Annotated in this window: 17 protein-coding genes; 3 read left to right on the forward strand and 14 right to left on the reverse strand. The window is 67.4% G+C overall.

Going from position 1 to position 17951, the window contains the following annotated elements; all coding sequences use genetic code 11:
• Positions 1-3 precede the first annotated feature (3 nt).
• Genes N792_RS13700 through N792_RS04045 form a run of 3 tightly spaced genes read right to left on the reverse strand, consistent with a single transcriptional unit; the run spans position 4 to position 3041 of the window.
• A complete protein-coding gene (locus tag N792_RS13700; protein WP_084105374.1) occupies positions 4-1194 on the reverse strand; it encodes a restriction endonuclease subunit S in 1191 nt (396 codons plus the stop codon).
• Positions 1191-2675 carry a type I restriction-modification system subunit M gene (locus tag N792_RS04040; protein ID WP_036192741.1) on the reverse strand — a complete coding sequence of 495 codons (1485 nt, stop codon included), beginning with the start codon at positions 2673-2675 and terminating at the stop codon, positions 1191-1193. Before N792_RS04040 ends, N792_RS13700 begins: the two co-directional genes overlap by 4 nt.
• 51 nt (positions 2676-2726) lie before the next feature.
• A complete protein-coding gene (locus N792_RS04045; RefSeq protein WP_036192742.1) occupies positions 2727-3041 on the reverse strand; it encodes a hypothetical protein in 315 nt (104 codons plus the stop codon).
• Between the two features lie 367 nt (positions 3042-3408).
• Here N792_RS04045 and N792_RS04050 point away from each other — a divergent pair, with 367 nt between their 5' ends.
• A complete protein-coding gene (locus N792_RS04050; RefSeq protein ID WP_036192743.1) occupies positions 3409-3879 on the forward strand; it encodes a hypothetical protein in 471 nt (156 codons plus the stop codon).
• A 901-nt stretch (positions 3880-4780) separates the two neighbouring features.
• On the opposite strand, the gene N792_RS04055 is transcribed toward N792_RS04050, so the two are convergent.
• Entirely contained in the window at positions 4781-5278 is a 498-nt protein-coding gene (locus N792_RS04055; RefSeq protein ID WP_036192744.1) for a glycine zipper domain-containing protein, read from the reverse strand.
• Positions 5279-5476: 198 nt separating this feature from the next.
• On the opposite strand from N792_RS04055, the gene N792_RS04060 reads away from it, so the two are divergent.
• Positions 5477-5698, forward strand: a complete 222-nt coding sequence (locus N792_RS04060; RefSeq protein WP_036192745.1) for an AbrB/MazE/SpoVT family DNA-binding domain-containing protein — start codon at positions 5477-5479, stop codon at positions 5696-5698.
• A 12-nt stretch (positions 5699-5710) separates the two neighbouring features.
• Positions 5711-6151, forward strand: a complete 441-nt coding sequence (locus N792_RS04065; protein WP_036192746.1) for a type II toxin-antitoxin system death-on-curing family toxin — start codon at positions 5711-5713, stop codon at positions 6149-6151.
• Positions 6152-6257: 106 nt separating this feature from the next.
• Here N792_RS04065 and N792_RS04070 read toward each other — a convergent pair whose 3' ends face one another.
• The 10 genes from N792_RS04070 to ftsH form a co-directional block, all read right to left on the reverse strand.
• Positions 6258-7550 (reverse strand): adenylosuccinate synthase, encoded by a 1293-nt coding sequence (locus N792_RS04070; protein WP_036192747.1) that lies wholly within the window; start codon positions 7548-7550, stop codon positions 6258-6260.
• Positions 7551-7768: 218 nt separating this feature from the next.
• Positions 7769-7963: a DUF2065 domain-containing protein gene (locus tag N792_RS04075; protein WP_332248768.1), complete on the reverse strand. Its 195-nt coding sequence runs from the start codon at positions 7961-7963 to the stop codon at positions 7769-7771.
• Between the two features lie 253 nt (positions 7964-8216).
• Entirely contained in the window at positions 8217-9080 is an 864-nt protein-coding gene (gene hflC / locus N792_RS04080) for a protease modulator HflC (protein ID WP_036192748.1), read from the reverse strand.
• Positions 9077-10222, reverse strand: a complete 1146-nt coding sequence (hflK, locus tag N792_RS04085) for an FtsH protease activity modulator HflK (protein ID WP_036192749.1) — start codon at positions 10220-10222, stop codon at positions 9077-9079. Before hflK ends, hflC begins: the two co-directional genes overlap by 4 nt.
• Before the next feature lie 99 nt (positions 10223-10321).
• Positions 10322-11629, reverse strand: a complete 1308-nt coding sequence (gene hflX / locus N792_RS04090; RefSeq protein WP_036192750.1) for a ribosome rescue GTPase HflX — start codon at positions 11627-11629, stop codon at positions 10322-10324.
• A gap of 155 nt (positions 11630-11784) precedes the next feature.
• A complete protein-coding gene (hfq, locus tag N792_RS04095) occupies positions 11785-12072 on the reverse strand; it encodes an RNA chaperone Hfq (protein ID WP_036192751.1) in 288 nt (95 codons plus the stop codon).
• 156 nt (positions 12073-12228) lie between these two features.
• On the reverse strand, positions 12229-13209 hold the full coding sequence (miaA, locus tag N792_RS04100) for a tRNA (adenosine(37)-N6)-dimethylallyltransferase MiaA (RefSeq protein WP_425478838.1): 981 nt from the start codon (positions 13207-13209) through the stop codon (positions 12229-12231).
• Positions 13210-13295: 86 nt separating this feature from the next.
• Positions 13296-14804, reverse strand: a complete 1509-nt coding sequence (putP, locus tag N792_RS04105; RefSeq protein WP_036192753.1) for a sodium/proline symporter PutP — start codon at positions 14802-14804, stop codon at positions 13296-13298.
• 213 nt (positions 14805-15017) lie between these two features.
• Positions 15018-15917, reverse strand: coding sequence for a dihydropteroate synthase (folP, locus tag N792_RS04110; RefSeq protein WP_036192754.1), 900 nt, complete (start codon positions 15915-15917; stop codon positions 15018-15020).
• A gap of 81 nt (positions 15918-15998) precedes the next feature.
• Positions 15999-17918 (reverse strand): ATP-dependent zinc metalloprotease FtsH, encoded by a 1920-nt coding sequence (gene ftsH / locus N792_RS04115; RefSeq protein WP_036192756.1) that lies wholly within the window; start codon positions 17916-17918, stop codon positions 15999-16001.
• Between the last annotated feature and the right edge of the window lie 33 nt (positions 17919-17951).

A 17951-nucleotide genomic window follows, 5' to 3' on the forward strand; every position in this document is an offset into this window, starting at 1 on the left:
GGGTCAGAGGGTGCCGGTGAAGGCGCGGTGTTGGAGGCTGCTGAAAAGCTCTTCGAACCCATCCGCGCTCTGCTGCATCTGGATGAGTTGCACCTTGATTCTTTCCGCAATGAGGGTAAAGCGCTCTTGCACGCCGGCTGCAGGAATTGGAATCCGGAAGTCCTCGATCTGCTGCTTGGTAATCGCTTCGCGAGTTGCGCCGCCGCCTGCAACCATCAGCAATGACTGCTTCATGGCCAACAAGACCCGTTCAAGATAGACCGGCGAAAGTGTGCTCTTGCAGCGAATGATCGCAACGTGCTGATTCACTCTCGCCGGCAGTGCGTCGCTTGGAGCACGACAGACACGCGCGACGGATGCACCAGTGATGTTGAGCAAAACGTCGTCGGATTGAACGACCACGTTATCCAATTTTGCCGCCTGTTCGTCATCAATGCGCGCAAGATTCTTGTGGCGAAACTGTCCGTCACGCACATTCATACTTCTAATTAACGATGTCCCTTCGGCCTTGTATGCACTCTCGCCGCCTCTTGGAGTCGCGCCGCTGCCGATCTTGCTTGCATGCTGCGCTATCGCACCAACCGGCCAATCTTTTGGGTTGGCAACGGGGTCGCCGAACATGTCGAGGAACACGGACTGCAGCAGCTGGTCTAGCTTGGCGATGGCTTCGCGGCGCTTGGCGCGCAGCGCGTCGGCCTTGTCCAGGATCGCCGAGATGCGGCGTTGTTCCGCAAGCGGCGGAAGTGGAATCTTCAAGCTTTCCAAGAATGCCTTGGGCACGCGGCGCTGCCCGCCGCTACCTGTCATCCGCTTTTCACCCGCAACGCGAATCAGGGGCTGCCGCAGAAAGTGGAATAGGTATCGGTCGTCAAGCCGTTGCGCATCGGCGCGAACGACATGGAACTCCGTGGAGCCAAACCCAGCGCGCTTACTGATTCGTGCATGCGCAATCTTTCCGTTTTCGAAACATGGCGTGATCTTCGCGACCAGAACATCTCGATCGGCGAACGGTGTGAAGCCCTTTAGCAGCTCACCGAGCGGGCGGTGATCCTCGCTGGTGATCACACCCGACACTTCGGAAACTCTGGCCATCGGAACGAACGTGACGACTTCCCCCTGATTGGCAAATCCAGCGCGATCAAAGCGCGGATTTATTTCTGCGACTTCGGCAAGCGCAGCAGTCGCGACGCTCACTGCAACATCCCCTCCAACTCCTCCACGCCCCGCATGATCTCCGCCTCCAGCGCCTTCAGCTCGGCCAGGATCATCAAAGGCGGGTCGTACTCGACCGCCTCGTGCACCACTTCCTTGTAGCGGTTGATCGACAGGTCGTAGTCGTTGCCGGCGATCTCGGCCTTGGGCACCAGGAAGCTCTGTTCGGTACGCGCGCGGCCTTGTTCCGCGTCGCGGTTGTGCCAGCGCGCCAGGACGTCGGGCAGGTTGTTGCACTCGTGCTTGTCGGCAGCTAGCGGATTGCGCTTGTCGTCCAGCGAGTAGCCGTCGGCCTGCATGTCGTAGAACCAGACGTTGTCGGTGCCGCCCGAGTCGGTCCGGGTGAACAGCAGGATCGCGGTGGACACGCCGGCATAGGGCCGGAACACGCCCGAGGGCATGGAAACGATGCCGTCGAGCTTCTGCTCCTCCACCAGCATCCGGCGCAGCGTTTTGTGCGCCTTGCTGGACCCGAACAGCACGCCGTCGGGCACGATCACCGCCGCGCGGCCGCCGGGTTTGAGCAGGCGCAGGAACAAGGCCAGGAACAGCAGCTCGGTCTTCTTGGTCTTGACGACCTGCAGCAGGTCCTTGGCAGTGCTCTCGTAATCGAGCGACCCCGCGAACGGCGGATTGGCGAGGATCAGGCTGAACTGTCCGGCGACCCCGGCATGGCCCTCGCTGAGGCTGTCGCGGTTCTCGATCGCCGGGTTCTCGACCCCGTGCAGCAGCATGTTCATCGAGCCGACCCGCAGCATGGTGCTGTCGAAGTCGAAGCCGTGGAAGGTGTCGTGGTTGAAGCGGCGCGCAGCCTCGGGCGTGGCGTAGATCTCCTGCCCGTGGTGCGCGTTGAGGTGCTCGCTGGCCGCAACCAGGAAGCCCGCCGTGCCGCAGGCCGGGTCGCAGATGGTGTCGGACGGCTTGGGCGCCACCATCTCGACCATCAGCTTGATGATGTGGCGCGGCGTGCGGAACTGCCCGTTCTGCCCGGCCGAGGCGATCTTGCCGAGCATGTACTCGTAGAGGTCGCCCTTGGTGTCGCGGTCGTCCATCGGGATCGCGTCGAGCATGTCCACCACCTTCGCCAGCAGCGCCGGCGTGGGGATGGTGAAGCGCGCATCCTTCATGTGGGTGGCGTAGGTCGACTCCTCCGCCCCGCCACCGATGGACTTGATGAAGGGGAAGACCTCCTCGGACACGGTGCGGTACAACTCCGCCGGATCGCCCAGCTGGCGGAACACCGACCAGCGCAAGTGCTGCTGGCCCTCGCTGAAGATCGGGGCTTCGATCGGCCGCTTGAGGCGGTTGGCCTTCTTTTCCTTGACCGTGTGCAGCTCGTCCAGACGCTTGATGAAAAGCAGGTAAGTCATCTGTTCGATGACCTCCATCGGGTTGGAGATACCGCCACTCCAGAACGCGTTCCAGATGCTGTCGACTTGGGATTTGATGGTGCCGGTGATCATTGGGTACTGCTGCCGTGGTTGTGACTGACAGACTCCTGGCAATGCCGGGAGTCAGGACTCGGAGGTACGGACAATACTGTAGCCATCCTTGTTGTATAGGCCGTCGCGCTTGCCTTCGGCGTCGCACAGACGCACCGACCAGCCCTTGCTGAAAACATGGCGATAAACCTCCTCTTCATCGTCCAGCAGGGTCTGGTTGATCGTCTTGTTGGCGCCTGTGCCCGGCGGCGCGACGCGGAACGCCCAACGACCGCTGTTGCGTTCGACGGACCTGTACGGATAAAGGCGATGGCCGGATTCGTGTTCAAACCAGAACCGCCGGCTGATGGACTCGAGCCTGCCGGGTCTCGTTCGTCGGTCGGACATAGCGTGGTCTCCATTGATCAATGTCGCTGCACCCGCGCGGTGGGAGGGTGCCCCTTCGGCGACCTCGCGCGACTGGGACGAGCCCGCGCCCCACGCTACCGCTGCCCCAACGCCATGATGCCCGCTCCCGGTCTCATCTGCCGATACACCCGTGCGCGATTCCCCTGCCCCTCTATGCGGAAAAGTCCGAACGCCCGCGCCCCCGAAATCATCCCCGCATCAGTCACACTTGTCCCCGCTCCAGCCGCCGGCCTGCCGGCGAACACACCTCACGCCACAGGGATTGCGGCGGAGCGGTGCCGGTGGACTTGCAGGCACGCGACGCGTGCCGGCCCCGGCGCCTCCTATCGAATGCAAAGGAGTTGCAATGAGCCAGAACCTGATCAACCTCACCCTGACCGACGCGCAGCTGGACGCCGTGGACCAGGCGTTGACCGACCTTGAGACGCAGCTGGTGGCACTGGTGGCGATGAACGCGACCCAGCGCCGCAAGCTGGCGCGCATGGGCGACAAGTCCGAGGCGTTCTGCCGGCAGACGCTGAGCGTGCTGGCGCAGAACCCGCAGGTGGTACCGCCCAGCATCAAGGTGGCCGAGGCGCAGGCGGACCTGGTCGCGCTGGACCGCCTGCGCCCGCGCCTGCAGCGGCTGCAGCGTCTGGCCGAGCGCGGCGCCGACAGCGAAACCGCGCTGGGCAGCGACATCATGCGTTGCGCGCTGGACGGCTATGCGCTGCTGAAGGTGGCCGGCCGCAACCAGGGCCTGGAAGGGCTGCGCAAGGAACTGGGCACGCGCTTCGCCAAGGGACGCGCGGCCGAGGAAAAGCCGGAAATGGCGTGACGGACGGCGACCACGCGGGCGGCGGTATCGCCTCGTGGTCGCTGTTGCATCTGCGCCCGCCCGCGCACCCCAGGCCGCCTTCGGGCGGCCTTTTTCGTGCCGGTGGGAAATCCGCAACGATGCGGGTTGAAGTAACAGCGTTGACGGTTGCCACGGCAGCGGTGCCGGCCCAAGCGGCTGCGATGCCCAGCAAGACGGCAACGATGCGGGTTGAAGCGACAGCGTTGACAGTCGCCGCGGCAACGGCGCCGGACAAAGCGGCTGCGATGCCCGGCCAAGCGGCAACGATGCCGAAACTTTCGCCAACGATGCCCCGTCCCATGGCAGTCGTGCCGCGCAGCGCGGCACGGGTGCGGCTTCCGGCGGCAGCCGTGCGGTTCAGGCCGGCAACGATGCCGCACATTTCGCCACTGCCGCCGCTTCAAGCGGCACGCGTCGCACTTTGCGCGGCGCCAGCGCGACCCGCAACGGCGACCGTCCCGCATTCCCTGCCAGCCGGCTCGCCCCGCGCGGCAACGCCGTCGCCTGAGACGGCGGCGGATCGGCCGGACGTGGCAACACCGTCGCTTGGGACGGCGACGGAGCCGCCTGAAGCGGCAACGCGTCGGCCGGAAGCGGTGGCGGAGTCACTGCAAATGGCAGCGCTGCGGCGGCAGACGGCATCGCTGCAGGCGCCGATGCAACCGGACCCCGCAAGCGCGGGGCGTGGACGTAATCAGACCCCGCCAGTGGGGCCGCAAACGCAATCGGACCCCGCAGTGGGGGCATAAAACGCAATCGGATCTCGCCAGCGGGGTGCGTAAACGCAATCGTGCCCCGCAAGCGGGGCACGAACGACTGCATCAAGCGCATCCGGACCGGGCCGGATCGGTGTGGCTGGGGGGATCAGCCGTCGCGTGGATCAGCGGCCGTCGCGGTCGGCGTCGCCCGGGATCGCGCGTTCGACCCGGTGCCAGGCGGCGCGGGTCGCGTCCTTGGCGTCGTCCCAGGCGAGCTGCGATTTGCCCCTGGCACGCTCGTAGTCGGAACGCAGGTCGTTTTCGACCTCGTCGAACTTGCGATCGGCGTAGCGCGAACGGGCCTCGTAACCGGTGCGGTACGCGGGGGAGTAATCGTCGTAGCTGTATTGGGTGTTGTAGTACGGCTCGTTCTTGTAGTTGTCCCGCCAGTAGGCGTCCTCGGCGGTGGGGTTCACCGCTTCACCCACGGCCTTGCCCCCCAGGCCGCCCGCCACTGCACCGACAACGGCGCCCACGGCGGTACCCACGGGACCTGCTGCCGAACCCACGGCGGCACCAGTGAGGCCGCCAGCAGCTGCGCCGACGCCGGTCCCGACCGGGTGTGCGCCCGGCGCGCCGGTGATCGGGTCACGATTGGGGTCGTGCTTCTCGTTGGTCATGGTCCTGGCTCCTTGAAGATCGGCGAAGTGCCGACCTTCAAGGTGCGCCCGGCGCAGTGAACTGAGCGTGCAGCACCCGGTCGCGGCGCGTTGCTTCCATTCATCGGTTCAGCGCGGCGGGTCATGCCCCGCGCGTTGTACCGCGCGCCCGGCGGCGTATACACTACTGTTATAACGTCCGACTGACCCGAGGCCCCCATGAAGCTGAAAATCACCACCATCGGCAACTCCGCCGGCGTGATCCTGCCCAAGGAATTGCTGGCCCGCCTGCGGCTGGAAAAGGGCGACGAGCTGCACGCGCTGGAAACGCCCGACGGCATCCGCCTGAGCGTGTTCGACCCCAAGCTGGCCGCGCAGATGGACGTGGCCGAGAAGATCATGCGCGAGCGCCGCACCCTGCTGCACAAGCTGGCGCAGTAGCGGGAGACGGCCATGATCATCTGGATCGAAAAGCCGTTCGCCCTCGCCATCCATGACCGCCAGCTCGCCGAGCACGGTGGCATCCCCGGTGTGCGCGATGAAAGCCTGCTGGATTCCGCGCTGGCCCGACCGCTGCAGTTGCATACCTACGGCGACCCACCGTCCGATCTGGCGGACCTGGCCGCGAGCCTCGCGTTCGGCCTGGCACGCAACCTCCCGTTCCTTGACGGCAACAAGCGCACCGCCGCCGTCGCCTGCGAAGCCTTCATCGTGCTCAACAACGGAGTCCTCAAAGCCAGCGACCTTGAGCTCTATCCGATGTATGTCGCGCTCGCCGAAGGTTCTCTTCCGGAAGCCGAGTTCGCCACCTGGCTGCGTCGTCACATCGAACTGAAACCAGGCGACGAGGTGCATGAGCCGCGCGCCCGCTACGGCAAGCAGGCGGCAGGCTGACAACGCTTCCATGGCCCACCGGGCCGATGGCGAGCGCGCCGATCACTGCAACCGCACAAAAAACCCCGCCGAAGCGGGGTTTTTTCCTACCGACCTGACCGGGGTGTCAGCCCCACGGATCCTGCAGGATCATCGTGTGGTCGCGGTCCGGGCCGGTGGAGACGATCGCCAGCGGGCAGCCGGCCAGCTCTTCCAGCGTGCGCAGGTAGGCGCGCGCGGCGGGCGGCAACTTGTCCCACTGGGTGACGCCGTGGGTGCTTTCCTGCCAGCCCGGCAGCTCCAGGTACATCGGCTCGCACTCGTCCCAGCCCTGCGCGTCCAGCGGGGCGTATTCGGTCTGCTTGCCGCGGTACTGGTAGCCGATGCAGACCTTCAGCTTCTCCATGCCGTCCAGCACGTCGAGCTTGGTGATGCACAGCCCGCTGATGCCGTTGATCGCCACCGCGCGCTTGAGCGCGACGATGTCGATCCAGCCGCAGCGGCGCGGGCGGCCGGTGGTGGCGCCGTATTCCTGGCCCTTGTCACGCAGGGCCTGGCCGACGTCGTCGTGCAGCTCGGTCGGGAACGGGCCGCTGCCGACGCGGGTGGCGTAGGCCTTGGCGATGCCGAGCACGTAGTCGATCGCGTCCGCGCCGACGCCGGTGCCGGCCATCGCGCCGCCGATGGTGGTGTTGCTGGAGGTGACGTAGGGGTAGGTGCCGTGGTCGATGTCCAGCAGCGAGCCCTGCGCGCCTTCGAACAGCACCCGCTTGCCCTGCTTGCGCAGGTCGTGAAGGATGCCGGCGACGTCGGATTTCATCGGCTCGACGTAGTCGCCGAAGGCCAGCGCCTCATCGAGGGTCTGCTGGAAGTCCACCGCGTCCACGCCGAGGTATCTGGTCAGCACGAAGTTGTGGTAATCCAGCGCGCTGCGCAGCAGTTCGGCCAGCTGTTCGGGGTAATGCAGGTCGGCCACGCGGATGCCGCGGCGGGCGACCTTGTCCTCGTAGGCCGGGCCGATGCCGCGGCCGGTGGTGCCGATGGCCTTGCCGCCGGCGGCCTTCTCGCGCGCCTGATCCAGGGCGATGTGGTACGGCATGATCAGCGGCGTGGCCGGGCTGATCTTGAGGCGCGAGCGCACCTCGACGCCTTCGGCCTCGAGCTCGGCGATCTCCTTCTGCAGCGCGCCGGGATGCAGCACCACGCCGTTGCCGATCAGGCACAGCGCACCTTCGCGCAGGATGCCCGACGGGATCAGGTGCAGCACCGTCTTCTTGCCGTTGATGACCAGGGTGTGGCCGGCGTTGTGGCCGCCCTGGAAACGCACCACCGCACCGATCTGCTCGGTCAGCAGGTCGACGATCTTGCCCTTGCCTTCATCGCCCCACTGGGCACCGAGAACAACGACTGACTGGCCCATTTACATACGCTCCTGAAGCATTAGGGGGACCGGCGGGGGCCGGCCCGGGCGGAAAGCTCCGCGCACAGAAAAAGCCGGAAGGGATCGTCCCTCCGGCTTTTGCGCATTATCCGGGTTTCGGGGGCCGGGGGCCAGCCTTGGGTGCGGCAGGCCGGTTTGATGTCCGGAACCGGCTCTGATGTGCGGGTCGCGACTCACGTCGCTCCTACGTGGCGTTGCTACAGAAACTGGCGGACGAGCAGCAGGGCCACCAGGCCGCAGGACAGGATCGCGGCGCCGACCATGCGCAGCTGGCGGTCGTCGAGGGCGCGCAGCTGTTCGGCCGCTTTCCGCCAGCCGTCCGGCGAGGCGAACAGGAACAGGCCTTCCAGCACCGCTACCAGGCACAACGCCGACAGCAGTTCGGCGATCAAGGCCGGTTCCGCGCGGTCGGAAAGGCCACAGCCGGCACGCGGGATGCCGATCCGGTCAAGGCAGAAGAGCCGCGCGGGATCCGCGCGGTCGGAGAGGCCACAGCCGGCCGACGGGATGCCGATCGGCGCAGGGCAGAAGAGCCGCGCGGGGTGCGGTCGGGCAGGAAGTCCGGCGATGCCGTGCGGGGTGCGGGGCGCGCGATAGCGGCGCGCCCGGCCCCATTGCTTGCGGCCGGCGCGCCGTGGGCGAGGATCACCGGTCGTTGCCGAAGTACTTCAGGAAGTCGTCGTTGCGCTCCAGCATGATCACGCCCTGGCCGTCGGCAAAGGCCGCGCGGTATGCCTCCAGGCTGCGCTGGAACGCATAGAACGCGGGGTCCTTGTTGGCGGCCGTGGCATAGATCGCCGCGGCTTCCGCATCGCCCTGGCCGCGCAGGCGCTGGGCGTCGCGCTCGGCCTCGGCGACGATCACCGCCTGCTGCTTGTCCGCTTCCGCGCGCACGGTCTGCGCCTGCTCGGCACCTTCCGCACGCAGGCGGCTGGCGACCTGGTGGCGCTGGGCGCGCATGCGCCGGTACACGTCCTGGATCACCTGGCTGTCGGTGGGCAGGTCGATCTGCTTGAGGCGCAGGTCGACGATCTTCACCCCCACCGTGCTCGCACCCTTGTTGATGGCGTTGAGCTGGCGGTCGATGATCTCGGCGCGATCGCCGGATACCAGCTCCTTCAAGGTGCGCGAGTTGATCTCGTTGCGCAGCGCATCCTTGATGATCGGGGCCAGGCGATCCACCGCCAGGCTTTCGTCGCCGCCGGTGGCGCGATAGAACGCACGCACGTCCTCGATCATGCCGACGGTGAAGAAGTCGACGCTGACGTCCTTGCGCTCGGAGGTGAGGTAGCGCTCGGGCTCGGCGTTGAACACCGTCAACCGCCGGTCGAACACCAGCGCGGTTTCCACCAGCGGCACCTTGAAGTGCAGCCCGGGGCCGATGCCGGTGCGCGCCACGCGACCCAGGTTGAGCACCATGCCGACCTGGCCTTCACGGACGACATAGGTGGAGCCCATCAGGCCCAGCAAGACGGCGACGGCGATCGCGATCCATACGGAATGTTTCATCGGCTTGTCTCCGGTCGGCCGGTCGGCCGGGTCGTGCGCTCACCACGGGTGGACGTTGGCACGCTCCCGGACGGATTGGCGTTCGGCTCCGGGCTCAGTATTTCCGGCGTCAGCAACGGGGCCGACGAGGTTCCGGTCGACGACGATTGACCGCCGCCCTCGCCCTTGCCATCCATCGGCACGTAGATGAGCTGACGCGAATCCCCGCCCACCACCTTGCGGTTGCCCGACAGCACCTGCTGCACGGTTTCCAGCCACAGGCGCTTGCGGGTCACCTCCGGCGCGTTCTTGTACTGGTCGACCAGCAGCGAGAACCGGTCGGCGTCACCTTCGGCGCGCGACACCGACGCATCCTTGTAACCCTCCGCGACCGTGCGCACGCGCGCAGCCTGGCCACGGGCTTCCGGCACGACCTGGGCGGCGTAGGCTTCGGCCTCGCTGATCAGGCGATCCTTGTCCTGCTGGGCGCTGTTGACGTCGTCGAAGGCCGGCTTGACCTCCTCCGGCGGACGCGCGTTGGGCAGGTTGAGTTCGGTCACGACCAGTCCGGTGCGATAGGCATCCAGCGAGTTCTGCAGTTGCTCGCGCGCCGATACCGCCAGCGCGTTGCGCGCGCCCAGCACCGTATCCAGGGTCGAGCGGCCGACCTGCTCGCGCACGGTGCTCAATGCGGCCTGCTGCAGCATCGAGTTGGCGTCACGGCTGCCGAACACGTATTTCTCCGGGTCGCTCACGCGGTACTGCACGTTGATCTCGACCTGGACGATGTTCTCGTCACTGGTCAGCACCGGCACGCTGGTACCGAAGGTCTTGATCTCGGTGGCGTTGACCTTGATCGCAGTCTCGATCGGCCACGGCAACTTGAAGTGCGGGCCGGGCTGCAGGATGCGCGCGAACTGGCCGAAGCGCAGCACCACCGCACGCTGCTGCTCGTTCACCAGCAGGAAGCTGTTGAACACCAGCCACAGGGCGAGCACCAGCAGCACCCAGCGGCCAATGCCGCCCCCGCCACCGCCGCCCTGGCCGTCGAACAGGCCGCGCAGCCGGTCCAGGATGTCGTCCAGGCCATTGCCACCCGATCGCCGTTGCCGCGGCGGTCGGCCGCCACCGGAATTGTTACTGCCAGGGGTGTTCCAGGCCATGCCTGCTCCTAAAGGAAGGTAAAAGCGCGACCCGGCGTGTTCGCCGGGCGACGGATGATTCTAGGGGGGGGTGCTGATTGCCTCAAGCAAAGCCGGGTGTCAGCCGGCATCGTGATCGGGGTCCGCCGGCGGCAGCAGGGCGTGCAAGGCGTCGCCGTGCGGCTGGGCGTGGAGACGTTCGGCGTCGGCGTGGGACAGGTCGACCTGCAGCTGCCAGCCATGCTCGGCGGGCTCCTCGCTGCGCACCGCGCCGAGCTCGTGCAGACGCGCGCGCAACTTCCCGGCGCGCGAAGGGAGGTGGATGGTGCCGCTCACGCGGCGCAGATCCAGCATCTCGCCGAGGATCTCGGGCAGCAGTTCAAGCCCCTGCCCGTCGCGCGCCGACAGCCAAACCCGCGGATGTCCCTCGGCCGGGCGGTCGATCCGCGGACGCGACTGCTCCAGCTGGTCGATCTTGTTGTACACCAGCAACTGGGGGATCTCGCCGGCGCCGATCTCGGCGAGCACCTCGTCGACCTGGGCGATGCGCTCCTCCCGCAGCGGGTCCGCCGCATCCACCAGGTGCAGCAGCAGGTCCGCCTCGCGCGCTTCCGACAAGGTGGAACGGAACGCCGCCACCAGCTCATGCGGCAGGTCGCGGACGAAGCCGACGGTATCGGCCAGCACGACGCCGTGCCCGCCCAGTTCGATCCGTCGCACGGTCGGGTCCAGGGTCGCGAACAACTGGTCGGCCGCGTAGGCCTGGGCGCCGGTCAAGGCATTGAACAGGGTCGATTTGCCGGCGTTGGTGTAGCCCACCAGGGCGATCCGCGGCAGCTCGCTGCGGACGCGGGCGCGGCGCATCTGGTCGCGCTGCACCTCGACCTTGTCGAGCTTCTTCTGCAACTGTTCCAGGCGCTTCTGCAGCAGCCGGCGGTCGGTTTCCAGCTGGGTCTCGCCGGGGCCGCGCAGACCGATCGAGCCACCGCGCTGGCGCTCCAGGTGGGTCCAGCCGCGGATCAGGCGGGTCGACATGTGCCGGAGCTGGGCCAGCTCGACCTGCAGCTTGCCTTCGTGACTGCGTGCGCGCTGGGCGAAGATGTCGAGGATCAGGCCGGTACGGTCGACCACGCGGCACTCCAGGATGCGCTCCAGGTTGCGCTCCTGCACCGGGCTGAGCGGATGGTTGACCAGCACCAGGTCGGCACCGGTGGCGGCGACGGCGGCCTGCACCTCCTCCAGTTTGCCGCTGCCGATCAGGATCGCGGCGTTGGGGTGGTCGATGCGTGCCTTCAGGACGGCGACCACGGTCGCACCGGCCGAGCGCGCGAGCTCGGCGAACTCCTCGACCTGCCCCTCGTCCGGCGGACCGCCGGCATGGGGCTGGATCAGCAGGGCGCTTTCACCCTTGCGGGAGCGTTCAAACAAGGGGGGCGCCCTCGGGTATCAATTGATTCATGCCCCCGGAGATGGGTGCGCGCCGGGCAAACACAAGGCGGACATGCTGCCCGGGTGCCCGGGGTCCGTCGTCATCGGGTGTCGTCTGGCGTCGTCATCCGGCGACAAACCCGCCAGGCCCACGCTCAGGCGTCGCGGGCAATCTCGCCGGATTCGCGCTCGCCCGCGCTGTCGGCGGACGACGCGTGGCCGCCACTGGGTCCCACGCGCACGTTGCGCGCCGGCACCACGGTCGAGATCGCATGCTTGTAGACCATCTGGCTGACGGTGTTGCGCAACAGCACCACGAACTGGTCGAACGACTCGATCGTGCCCTGCAGCTTGATGCCGTTCACCAGGTAGACCGACACCGGTATGCGCTCGCGGCGCAATGCATTCAGGAAAGGATCCTGCAAAGACTGTCCCTTGGACATCGAATTTCCCCACTTGGTTTTTCTAGTTATGGGCGTGCGCCCTGCCTGGCAGGACGCCTGCATCGCCGACCGTTTTCCCCGGATCGACGACCGGCCGATGGTAGCGCAAAGACGCCGGCGCAAGCGTGCGGTCCCTGCCCGGATGGCGCCCACCGGTCAGGTGTTGTGACGCAGTCCACGGCTGCCGGCGGCGGGCAGGAACCCGGCCAGTGCCGATTCGAGCCCGTCGCGCCGGGTGGCCGGATCGAACCAGCGCGCATCCAGCTCGCCGCGCAACCAGGTGAGCTGGCGCTTGGCCAGCTGGCGGGTGGCATGGATGGCGCGCGCGCGGAATTCGGCGGCGTCGGTCAGGCCGTCCAGATGTTCCCAGGCCTGCCGGTAGCCGACCGCGCGCAGCGCGGGCAGATCCAGCGGCCGTGGGTGCGCCTGCAGTTCCGGCATCGCGCGCAGGCGGCGCACCTCGTCGAGGAAGCCGGCGTCGAGCATGAGGTCGAAGCGGCGCTCGATGCGCTGGTGCAGCACCGCCCGGTCGGCCGGGGCCAGCACCAGCTTGAGCACCCGGAACGGCAGTCGCGAGGCCGGCGGCTGCGCGCGCCAGTCGCTGATCGTGCGCCCCGACAGCCGGTACACCTCCAGCGCGCGCTGGATGCGCTGCGCGTCGGTGGTGTGGATGCGCGCGGCGGCGACGGGATCGATCGCCGCCAGTTCGGCATGCAAGGCGGCCCAGCCACGCTGCCTGCCCTCTTCGGCCAGCTGCGCGCGGGTGGCGTCGTCGGCGCTGGGCATTGCCGACAGGCCGTGCAGCAATGCATGGAAGTACAGGCCGGTGCCGCCGGCGAGGATCGGCAACCGGCCACGGGCGGCGATGTCGTCCAGCGCCGCACGCGCGGCGGTCGCGAACTCGGCCGCCGAATACGGCTGCCACGGTTCGCGCAGGTCGATCAGGTGATGCGGCACGCGCGCCAGTTCATCGGCGTCGGGCTTGGCCGCGCCGATGTCCAGGCCGCGGTATACCAGTGCCGAGTCGACGCTGACGATCTCCCCACCCAGGCGCTGCGCCCAGTCCAGCGCGAGCGCGGTCTTGCCCGATGCGGTCGGTCCCATCAGCGCGATCGCCAGCGGACGCGGATCGTTCATTGCCATGCCTCTCCGCCCGCCTGCCGCCGGGCCATCGGAATGCCGTCGGACCGGCTGCCCAGGACAGACTGCTCTGGACAGACTGCTCAGTAGCCGGACTCGCGCAGGCTCTGCCGCACCTGCATGTGGGTGGTCTGGATCTGCGCCGACGGCTCGCGGTCCAGCAGGCTGACCACGATGATCCCGACCGTCGCGACGATGAAGCCCGGGATGATCTCGTACAGCGCCGAGCCGTAATGGCCGACCGCCACCTGCTTCCAGACGATCACCGTGACCGCTCCCAGCACGATGCCGGCCAGCGCGCCATTGCGCGTCATGCGCTGCCAGAACAGCGACAGCAGCACGACCGGCCCGAACGCGGCGCCGAAGCCCGCCCACGCATAACTGACCAGGCCGAGCACACGGCTGTCCGGATCGCGCGCGATCCACAACGCCAGCAGGGCCACCAGGAACACCGACAGGCGACCGATCCAGACCAGCTCGCGTTGGCTGGCGCGCTTGCGGAAAAAGCCGCGGTACAGGTCCTCGGTCAGCACGCTGGAACACACCAGCAACTGGCACGACAGCGTGCTCATCACCGCCGCCAGGATCGCCGACAACAGGATGCCCGCGACCCAGGGATTGAACAGCTGCTCGGCCAGGGCGATGAACACCCGCTCGGCGTTCGCCTCCACCGGGCCGGCACTGCCCGGGTTGGCGGTGTAATGGGCGATGCCGAACAGGCCGACGCTGACCGAACCCAGCAGGCACAGGATCATCCAGGCCATGCCGATGCGCCGCGCTTTCGGAATGGTGGCGACGCTGTCGGCCGCCATGAAGCGCGCCAGGATGTGCGGCTGGCCGAAGTAGCCCAGCCCCCACGCGATCAGCGACACCACCCCGATGATTCCCAGCTCGCCGCCACCAAACCAGGTCAGCTTGACCGGATCGGCCTGCGCGATCAGGGCCACGCTGGCCTCGTAGCCGCCGTTGGTCATGATCACCACGACCGGCGTCAGCAGCAGCGCGAAGAACATCAGGCTGCCCTGCACCGTGTCGGTCCAGCTCACCGCGAGGAAGCCACCGACCAGGGTGTACAGGATGGTGGCCGCCGCGCCCCACCACAGCGCCTGCGCGTAGGGCATCGCGAACACCGCCTCGAACAGGCGCGCACCGGCCACCACGCCGGAGGCGCAATACACCGCGAAGAACACCAGGATCACCACCGCCGACAGCACCCGCAGGATGCGGCTGGTATCGCCGAAGCGGTGGGTGAAGTAGTCCGGCAGGGTCAGCGCGTTGTTGGCGCGCTCGGTGTAGACGCGCAACGGGCCGGCGACATAGATCCAGTTGAGCCAGGCACCGATGACCAGACCGATCGCGATCCACGATTCCGACAACCCGCCCAGGTACATCGCGCCGGGCAGCCCCATCAGCAGCCAGCCGCTCATGTCCGACGCGCCGGCCGACAACGCGGTCACCACCGGCCCCAGCGAACGGCCGCCGAGGATGTAGTCGTCGAAGCTCTTGGTCGAACGCCAGGCGATGAAACCGATCAACACCATGGCCGCCAGATAGATCGAGAAGGTGATGATCAGCGGCAGGCTGGCGGTCATGGGCTGGGGCACTCGGGGCGGGCGAAGCGGGCAGCCTAACGCACCTGTCGACACGGTTCAGCCCCGGGTTGTTCACAGAAGCTGTGGACAACCATCGGCATCAAGCTGTGGACAAGTACCGCAGCGGTCGGCCCCGCAAGGGGCGGAGTCGGGTTGGACAAATTTTGACCAGCACGCGTTGCGGCCCCGGAAAAACCCGCTCGACCGGCCAGGTCAATCCTCGTCCGGCCAGCGGATGGCAGGCTGTGCCGGCGAGGCCTTCGGCAAGGGTTCCGCCGCCACCGCCTGCCAGACCTTGAGTGCGTCGACCGTCGCGGCGACATCGTGCACGCGCAACAGCAAGGCACCACGTTGCGCTGCGATCAGGTGCGCGGCCACCGAGCCGGAGACCCGGTCCGCCATCGCCTCGCGGCCGGTCAGTTCGGCGATCGAGCGCTTGCGCGACAGGCCCGCCAGCAGCGGCAGGCCGAGGTCGGAAAAACGCGTCAACCGGGCCAGCAACATCACGTTGTGCTGCAGGTTCTTGCCGAAGCCGAAGCCGGGATCCAGCACGATGGATTTCTTGGCGATGCCCGCCATCTCGGCCGCGAACACGCGCTCGGCGAGGAAGCGGTGCACCTCGTCGACCACGTCGTCGTATCGCGGGTCGGCCTGCATGCTGCGCGGCTCGCCCTGCATGTGCATCAACACCACCGGCACGCCGAGCTCGGCGACCGCCTGCAGCGCCCCTTCGCGGCGCAGGGCATACACGTCGTTGATCATCCCGGCGCCGGCGGCGACCGCCGCGCGCATCACCTCCGGCTTGGAGGTATCGATGCTGATCGGCACGCCGGTCTCGGCCACCAGCCGCTCGATGACCGGCAGCACCCGCCGCAGTTCTTCCTCGACCTCCACGTCCGCCGCGCCCGGCCGGGTCGACTCGCCGCCGATGTCGAGGATGTCGGCGCCCTCGCGGACCAGTTGCAGTGCCTGCGCGACCGTCGCGTCCACCGAGTTGCAGGTGCCGTCGCCGGAGAACGAATCCGGCGTTGCATTGACGATGCCCATCACGCGCGGCCGGTCGAGCCGCAGCAGGCGACCGTTGCAATCCAGGGTCGGGGCGGTGTCAAACATGGGTGTGCTCGATAAAAAAAGGCCAGAGCGGACTCTGGCCTTTTCGGCAGGGTGCGGCAAGCCGCTGCAGTGTGCCTCGCCTCAGGTCTGCTCGGCGGTTCCGCCGATCGTGCCCGGGGTGTTGGCCCCGTCCTTCGGTGGCGGCAGCGGGCCGGGCTTGGTGCCGGTCTTGCCCCAGTCGGCCGGCGGGCCCGGCGTGCGCCCGGCCATGATGTCGTCGATCTGGTGCGCGTCGATGGTCTCGTACTGCAGCAGCGTGTCGGCCATGACGTGCAGCTCGGGCAGGTGCTTGGTGAGGATCTCGGTGGTGCGCTGGTAGGCCTTGTCGAGGATGCCGCGCACGACCTCGTCGATCTTGCGCGCGGTGTCGTCGGACACGCTCTTGTGCTGGGTCACCGAACGGCCGAGGAATACCTCGTCGTCCTCCTCGCCATAGGCGATCGGCCCCATCTCGTCGCTCAGGCCCCACTTGGTGACCATGTTGCGGGCCATCTTGGTCGCCCGTTCGATGTCGTTGGATGCGCCGGTGGTGACCTTGTCGGCACCGAAGATGAGTTCCTCGGCGACCCGACCGCCATACAGCGAGGCCAGTTGCGACTCGATCGCGGTGCGGTTGTAGCTGTACTTGTCGCCCTCGGGCAGGTACATGGTCACGCCCAGCGCGCGGCCACGCGGAATGATGGTGACCTTGTAGACCGGGTCGTGCTCCGGCATCAGACGACCGACGATCGCATGGCCGGCCTCGTGGTAGGCGGTGAGCTTCTTCTCGTCCTCGCTCATCGCCATCGAGCGGCGCTCGGCGCCCATCATGATCTTGTCGCGCGCCTTGTCGAAGTGGTCCATGCGGACCTCCTTCGCGTTCTCGCGCGCGGCGAACAGCGCGGCCTCGTTGACCAGGTTGGCCAGGTCGGCGCCGCTGAAGCCCGGCGTCCCGCGTGCAATCGTCATCGGCTCGACGTCATCGGCCAGCGGCACCTTGCGCATGTGCACACGCAGGATCTGCTCGCGGCCACGCACGTCGGGCAGGCCGACCACGACCTGGCGGTCGAAACGGCCCGGACGCAGCAGGGCCGGGTCGAGCACGTCGGGACGGTTGGTCGCGGCGATCACGATCACGCCCTCGCCGCCCTCGAAGCCGTCCATCTCCACCAGCAACTGGTTGAGGGTCTGCTCGCGCTCGTCATGACCGCCGCCCAGGCCGGCGCCGCGATGGCGGCCGACCGCGTCGATCTCATCGATGAAAATGATGCACGGCGCGCTCTTCTTGGCCTGCTCGAACATGTCGCGCACGCGGCTGGCGCCGACACCGACGAACATCTCGACGAAGTCCGAACCGGAGATCGCGAAGAACGGCACCTTCGCCTCGCCGGCGATCGCACGCGCCAGCAGGGTCTTGCCGGTGCCCGGCGGGCCGACCATCAGCACGCCGCGCGGGATCTTGCCGCCGAGCTTCTGGAACCGGCTCGGATCGCGCAGGAACTCGACCAGTTCGCCGACCTCCTCCTTCGCCTCGTCACAACCGGCGACATCGGCCAGGGTCACCTTGATCTGGTCCTCGCCCTGCAGCTTGGCGCGCGACTTGCCGAAACTCATCGCGCCCTTGCCGCCGCCCTGCTGCATCTGTTTCATCACGAAGATCCAGAACGCGATGATCAGCAGGATCGGCAGGAAGTTGAGCACGATCGACCAGAACGACGGGCCGCCCGGCGGCACCTGCTCGATCTTCACCTTGTGCTGCAGCAGGTCGTTGACCAGGTCCTTGTCGCCTGGGCTGATCGTCGTGAACGTCGAACCGTCCTTGCGCTTGCCGGTGATGGTCGTTCGGTCCTCGGCGATCTTGACCTGCTCGATGCGGTCGGCCTGCACCTGCTGCACGAACTGGTCGTAGTCCAGCGGACCGGCGGGGCCGGCCGCGCCGCGCGGACCGAATGCCTGGAACACCACCATGAGCACCACGGCGACGATTACCCAGAGCAGCAGATTCTTGGCCAAATCGTTCATTTAATAAGGTTCACGTTTTTGTGCAGAAGGCCC

The organism is Lysobacter concretionis Ko07 = DSM 16239, assembly GCF_000768345.1.
Lineage (GTDB): Bacteria > Pseudomonadota > Gammaproteobacteria > Xanthomonadales > Xanthomonadaceae > Novilysobacter > Novilysobacter concretionis.

Excerpts from the sequence above, each read along its gene's own strand:
- N792_RS04050 (WP_036192743.1), top strand. The coding sequence starts at position 3,409 with ATGAGCCAGAACCTGATCAACCTCACCCTGACCGACGCGCAGCTGGAC.
- N792_RS04045 (WP_036192742.1), bottom strand. The coding sequence starts at position 3,041 with ATGTCCGACCGACGAACGAGACCCGGCAGGCTCGAGTCCATCAGCCGG.
- hflC (WP_036192748.1), bottom strand. The coding sequence starts at position 9,080 with ATGAAACATTCCGTATGGATCGCGATCGCCGTCGCCGTCTTGCTGGGC.
- ftsH (WP_036192756.1), bottom strand. The coding sequence starts at position 17,918 with ATGAACGATTTGGCCAAGAATCTGCTGCTCTGGGTAATCGTCGCCGTG.
- N792_RS04060 (WP_036192745.1), top strand. The coding sequence starts at position 5,477 with ATGAAGCTGAAAATCACCACCATCGGCAACTCCGCCGGCGTGATCCTG.
- putP (WP_036192753.1), bottom strand. The coding sequence starts at position 14,804 with ATGACCGCCAGCCTGCCGCTGATCATCACCTTCTCGATCTATCTGGCG.
- N792_RS04055 (WP_036192744.1), bottom strand. The coding sequence starts at position 5,278 with ATGACCAACGAGAAGCACGACCCCAATCGTGACCCGATCACCGGCGCG.
- N792_RS04065 (WP_036192746.1), top strand. The coding sequence starts at position 5,711 with ATGATCATCTGGATCGAAAAGCCGTTCGCCCTCGCCATCCATGACCGC.
- hflK (WP_036192749.1), bottom strand. The coding sequence starts at position 10,222 with ATGGCCTGGAACACCCCTGGCAGTAACAATTCCGGTGGCGGCCGACCG.
- miaA (WP_425478838.1), bottom strand. The coding sequence starts at position 13,209 with ATGAACGATCCGCGTCCGCTGGCGATCGCGCTGATGGGACCGACCGCA.
- folP (WP_036192754.1), bottom strand. The coding sequence starts at position 15,917 with ATGTTTGACACCGCCCCGACCCTGGATTGCAACGGTCGCCTGCTGCGG.
- N792_RS04040 (WP_036192741.1), bottom strand. The coding sequence starts at position 2,675 with ATGATCACCGGCACCATCAAATCCCAAGTCGACAGCATCTGGAACGCG.
- N792_RS04070 (WP_036192747.1), bottom strand. The coding sequence starts at position 7,550 with ATGGGCCAGTCAGTCGTTGTTCTCGGTGCCCAGTGGGGCGATGAAGGC.
- hfq (WP_036192751.1), bottom strand. The coding sequence starts at position 12,072 with ATGTCCAAGGGACAGTCTTTGCAGGATCCTTTCCTGAATGCATTGCGC.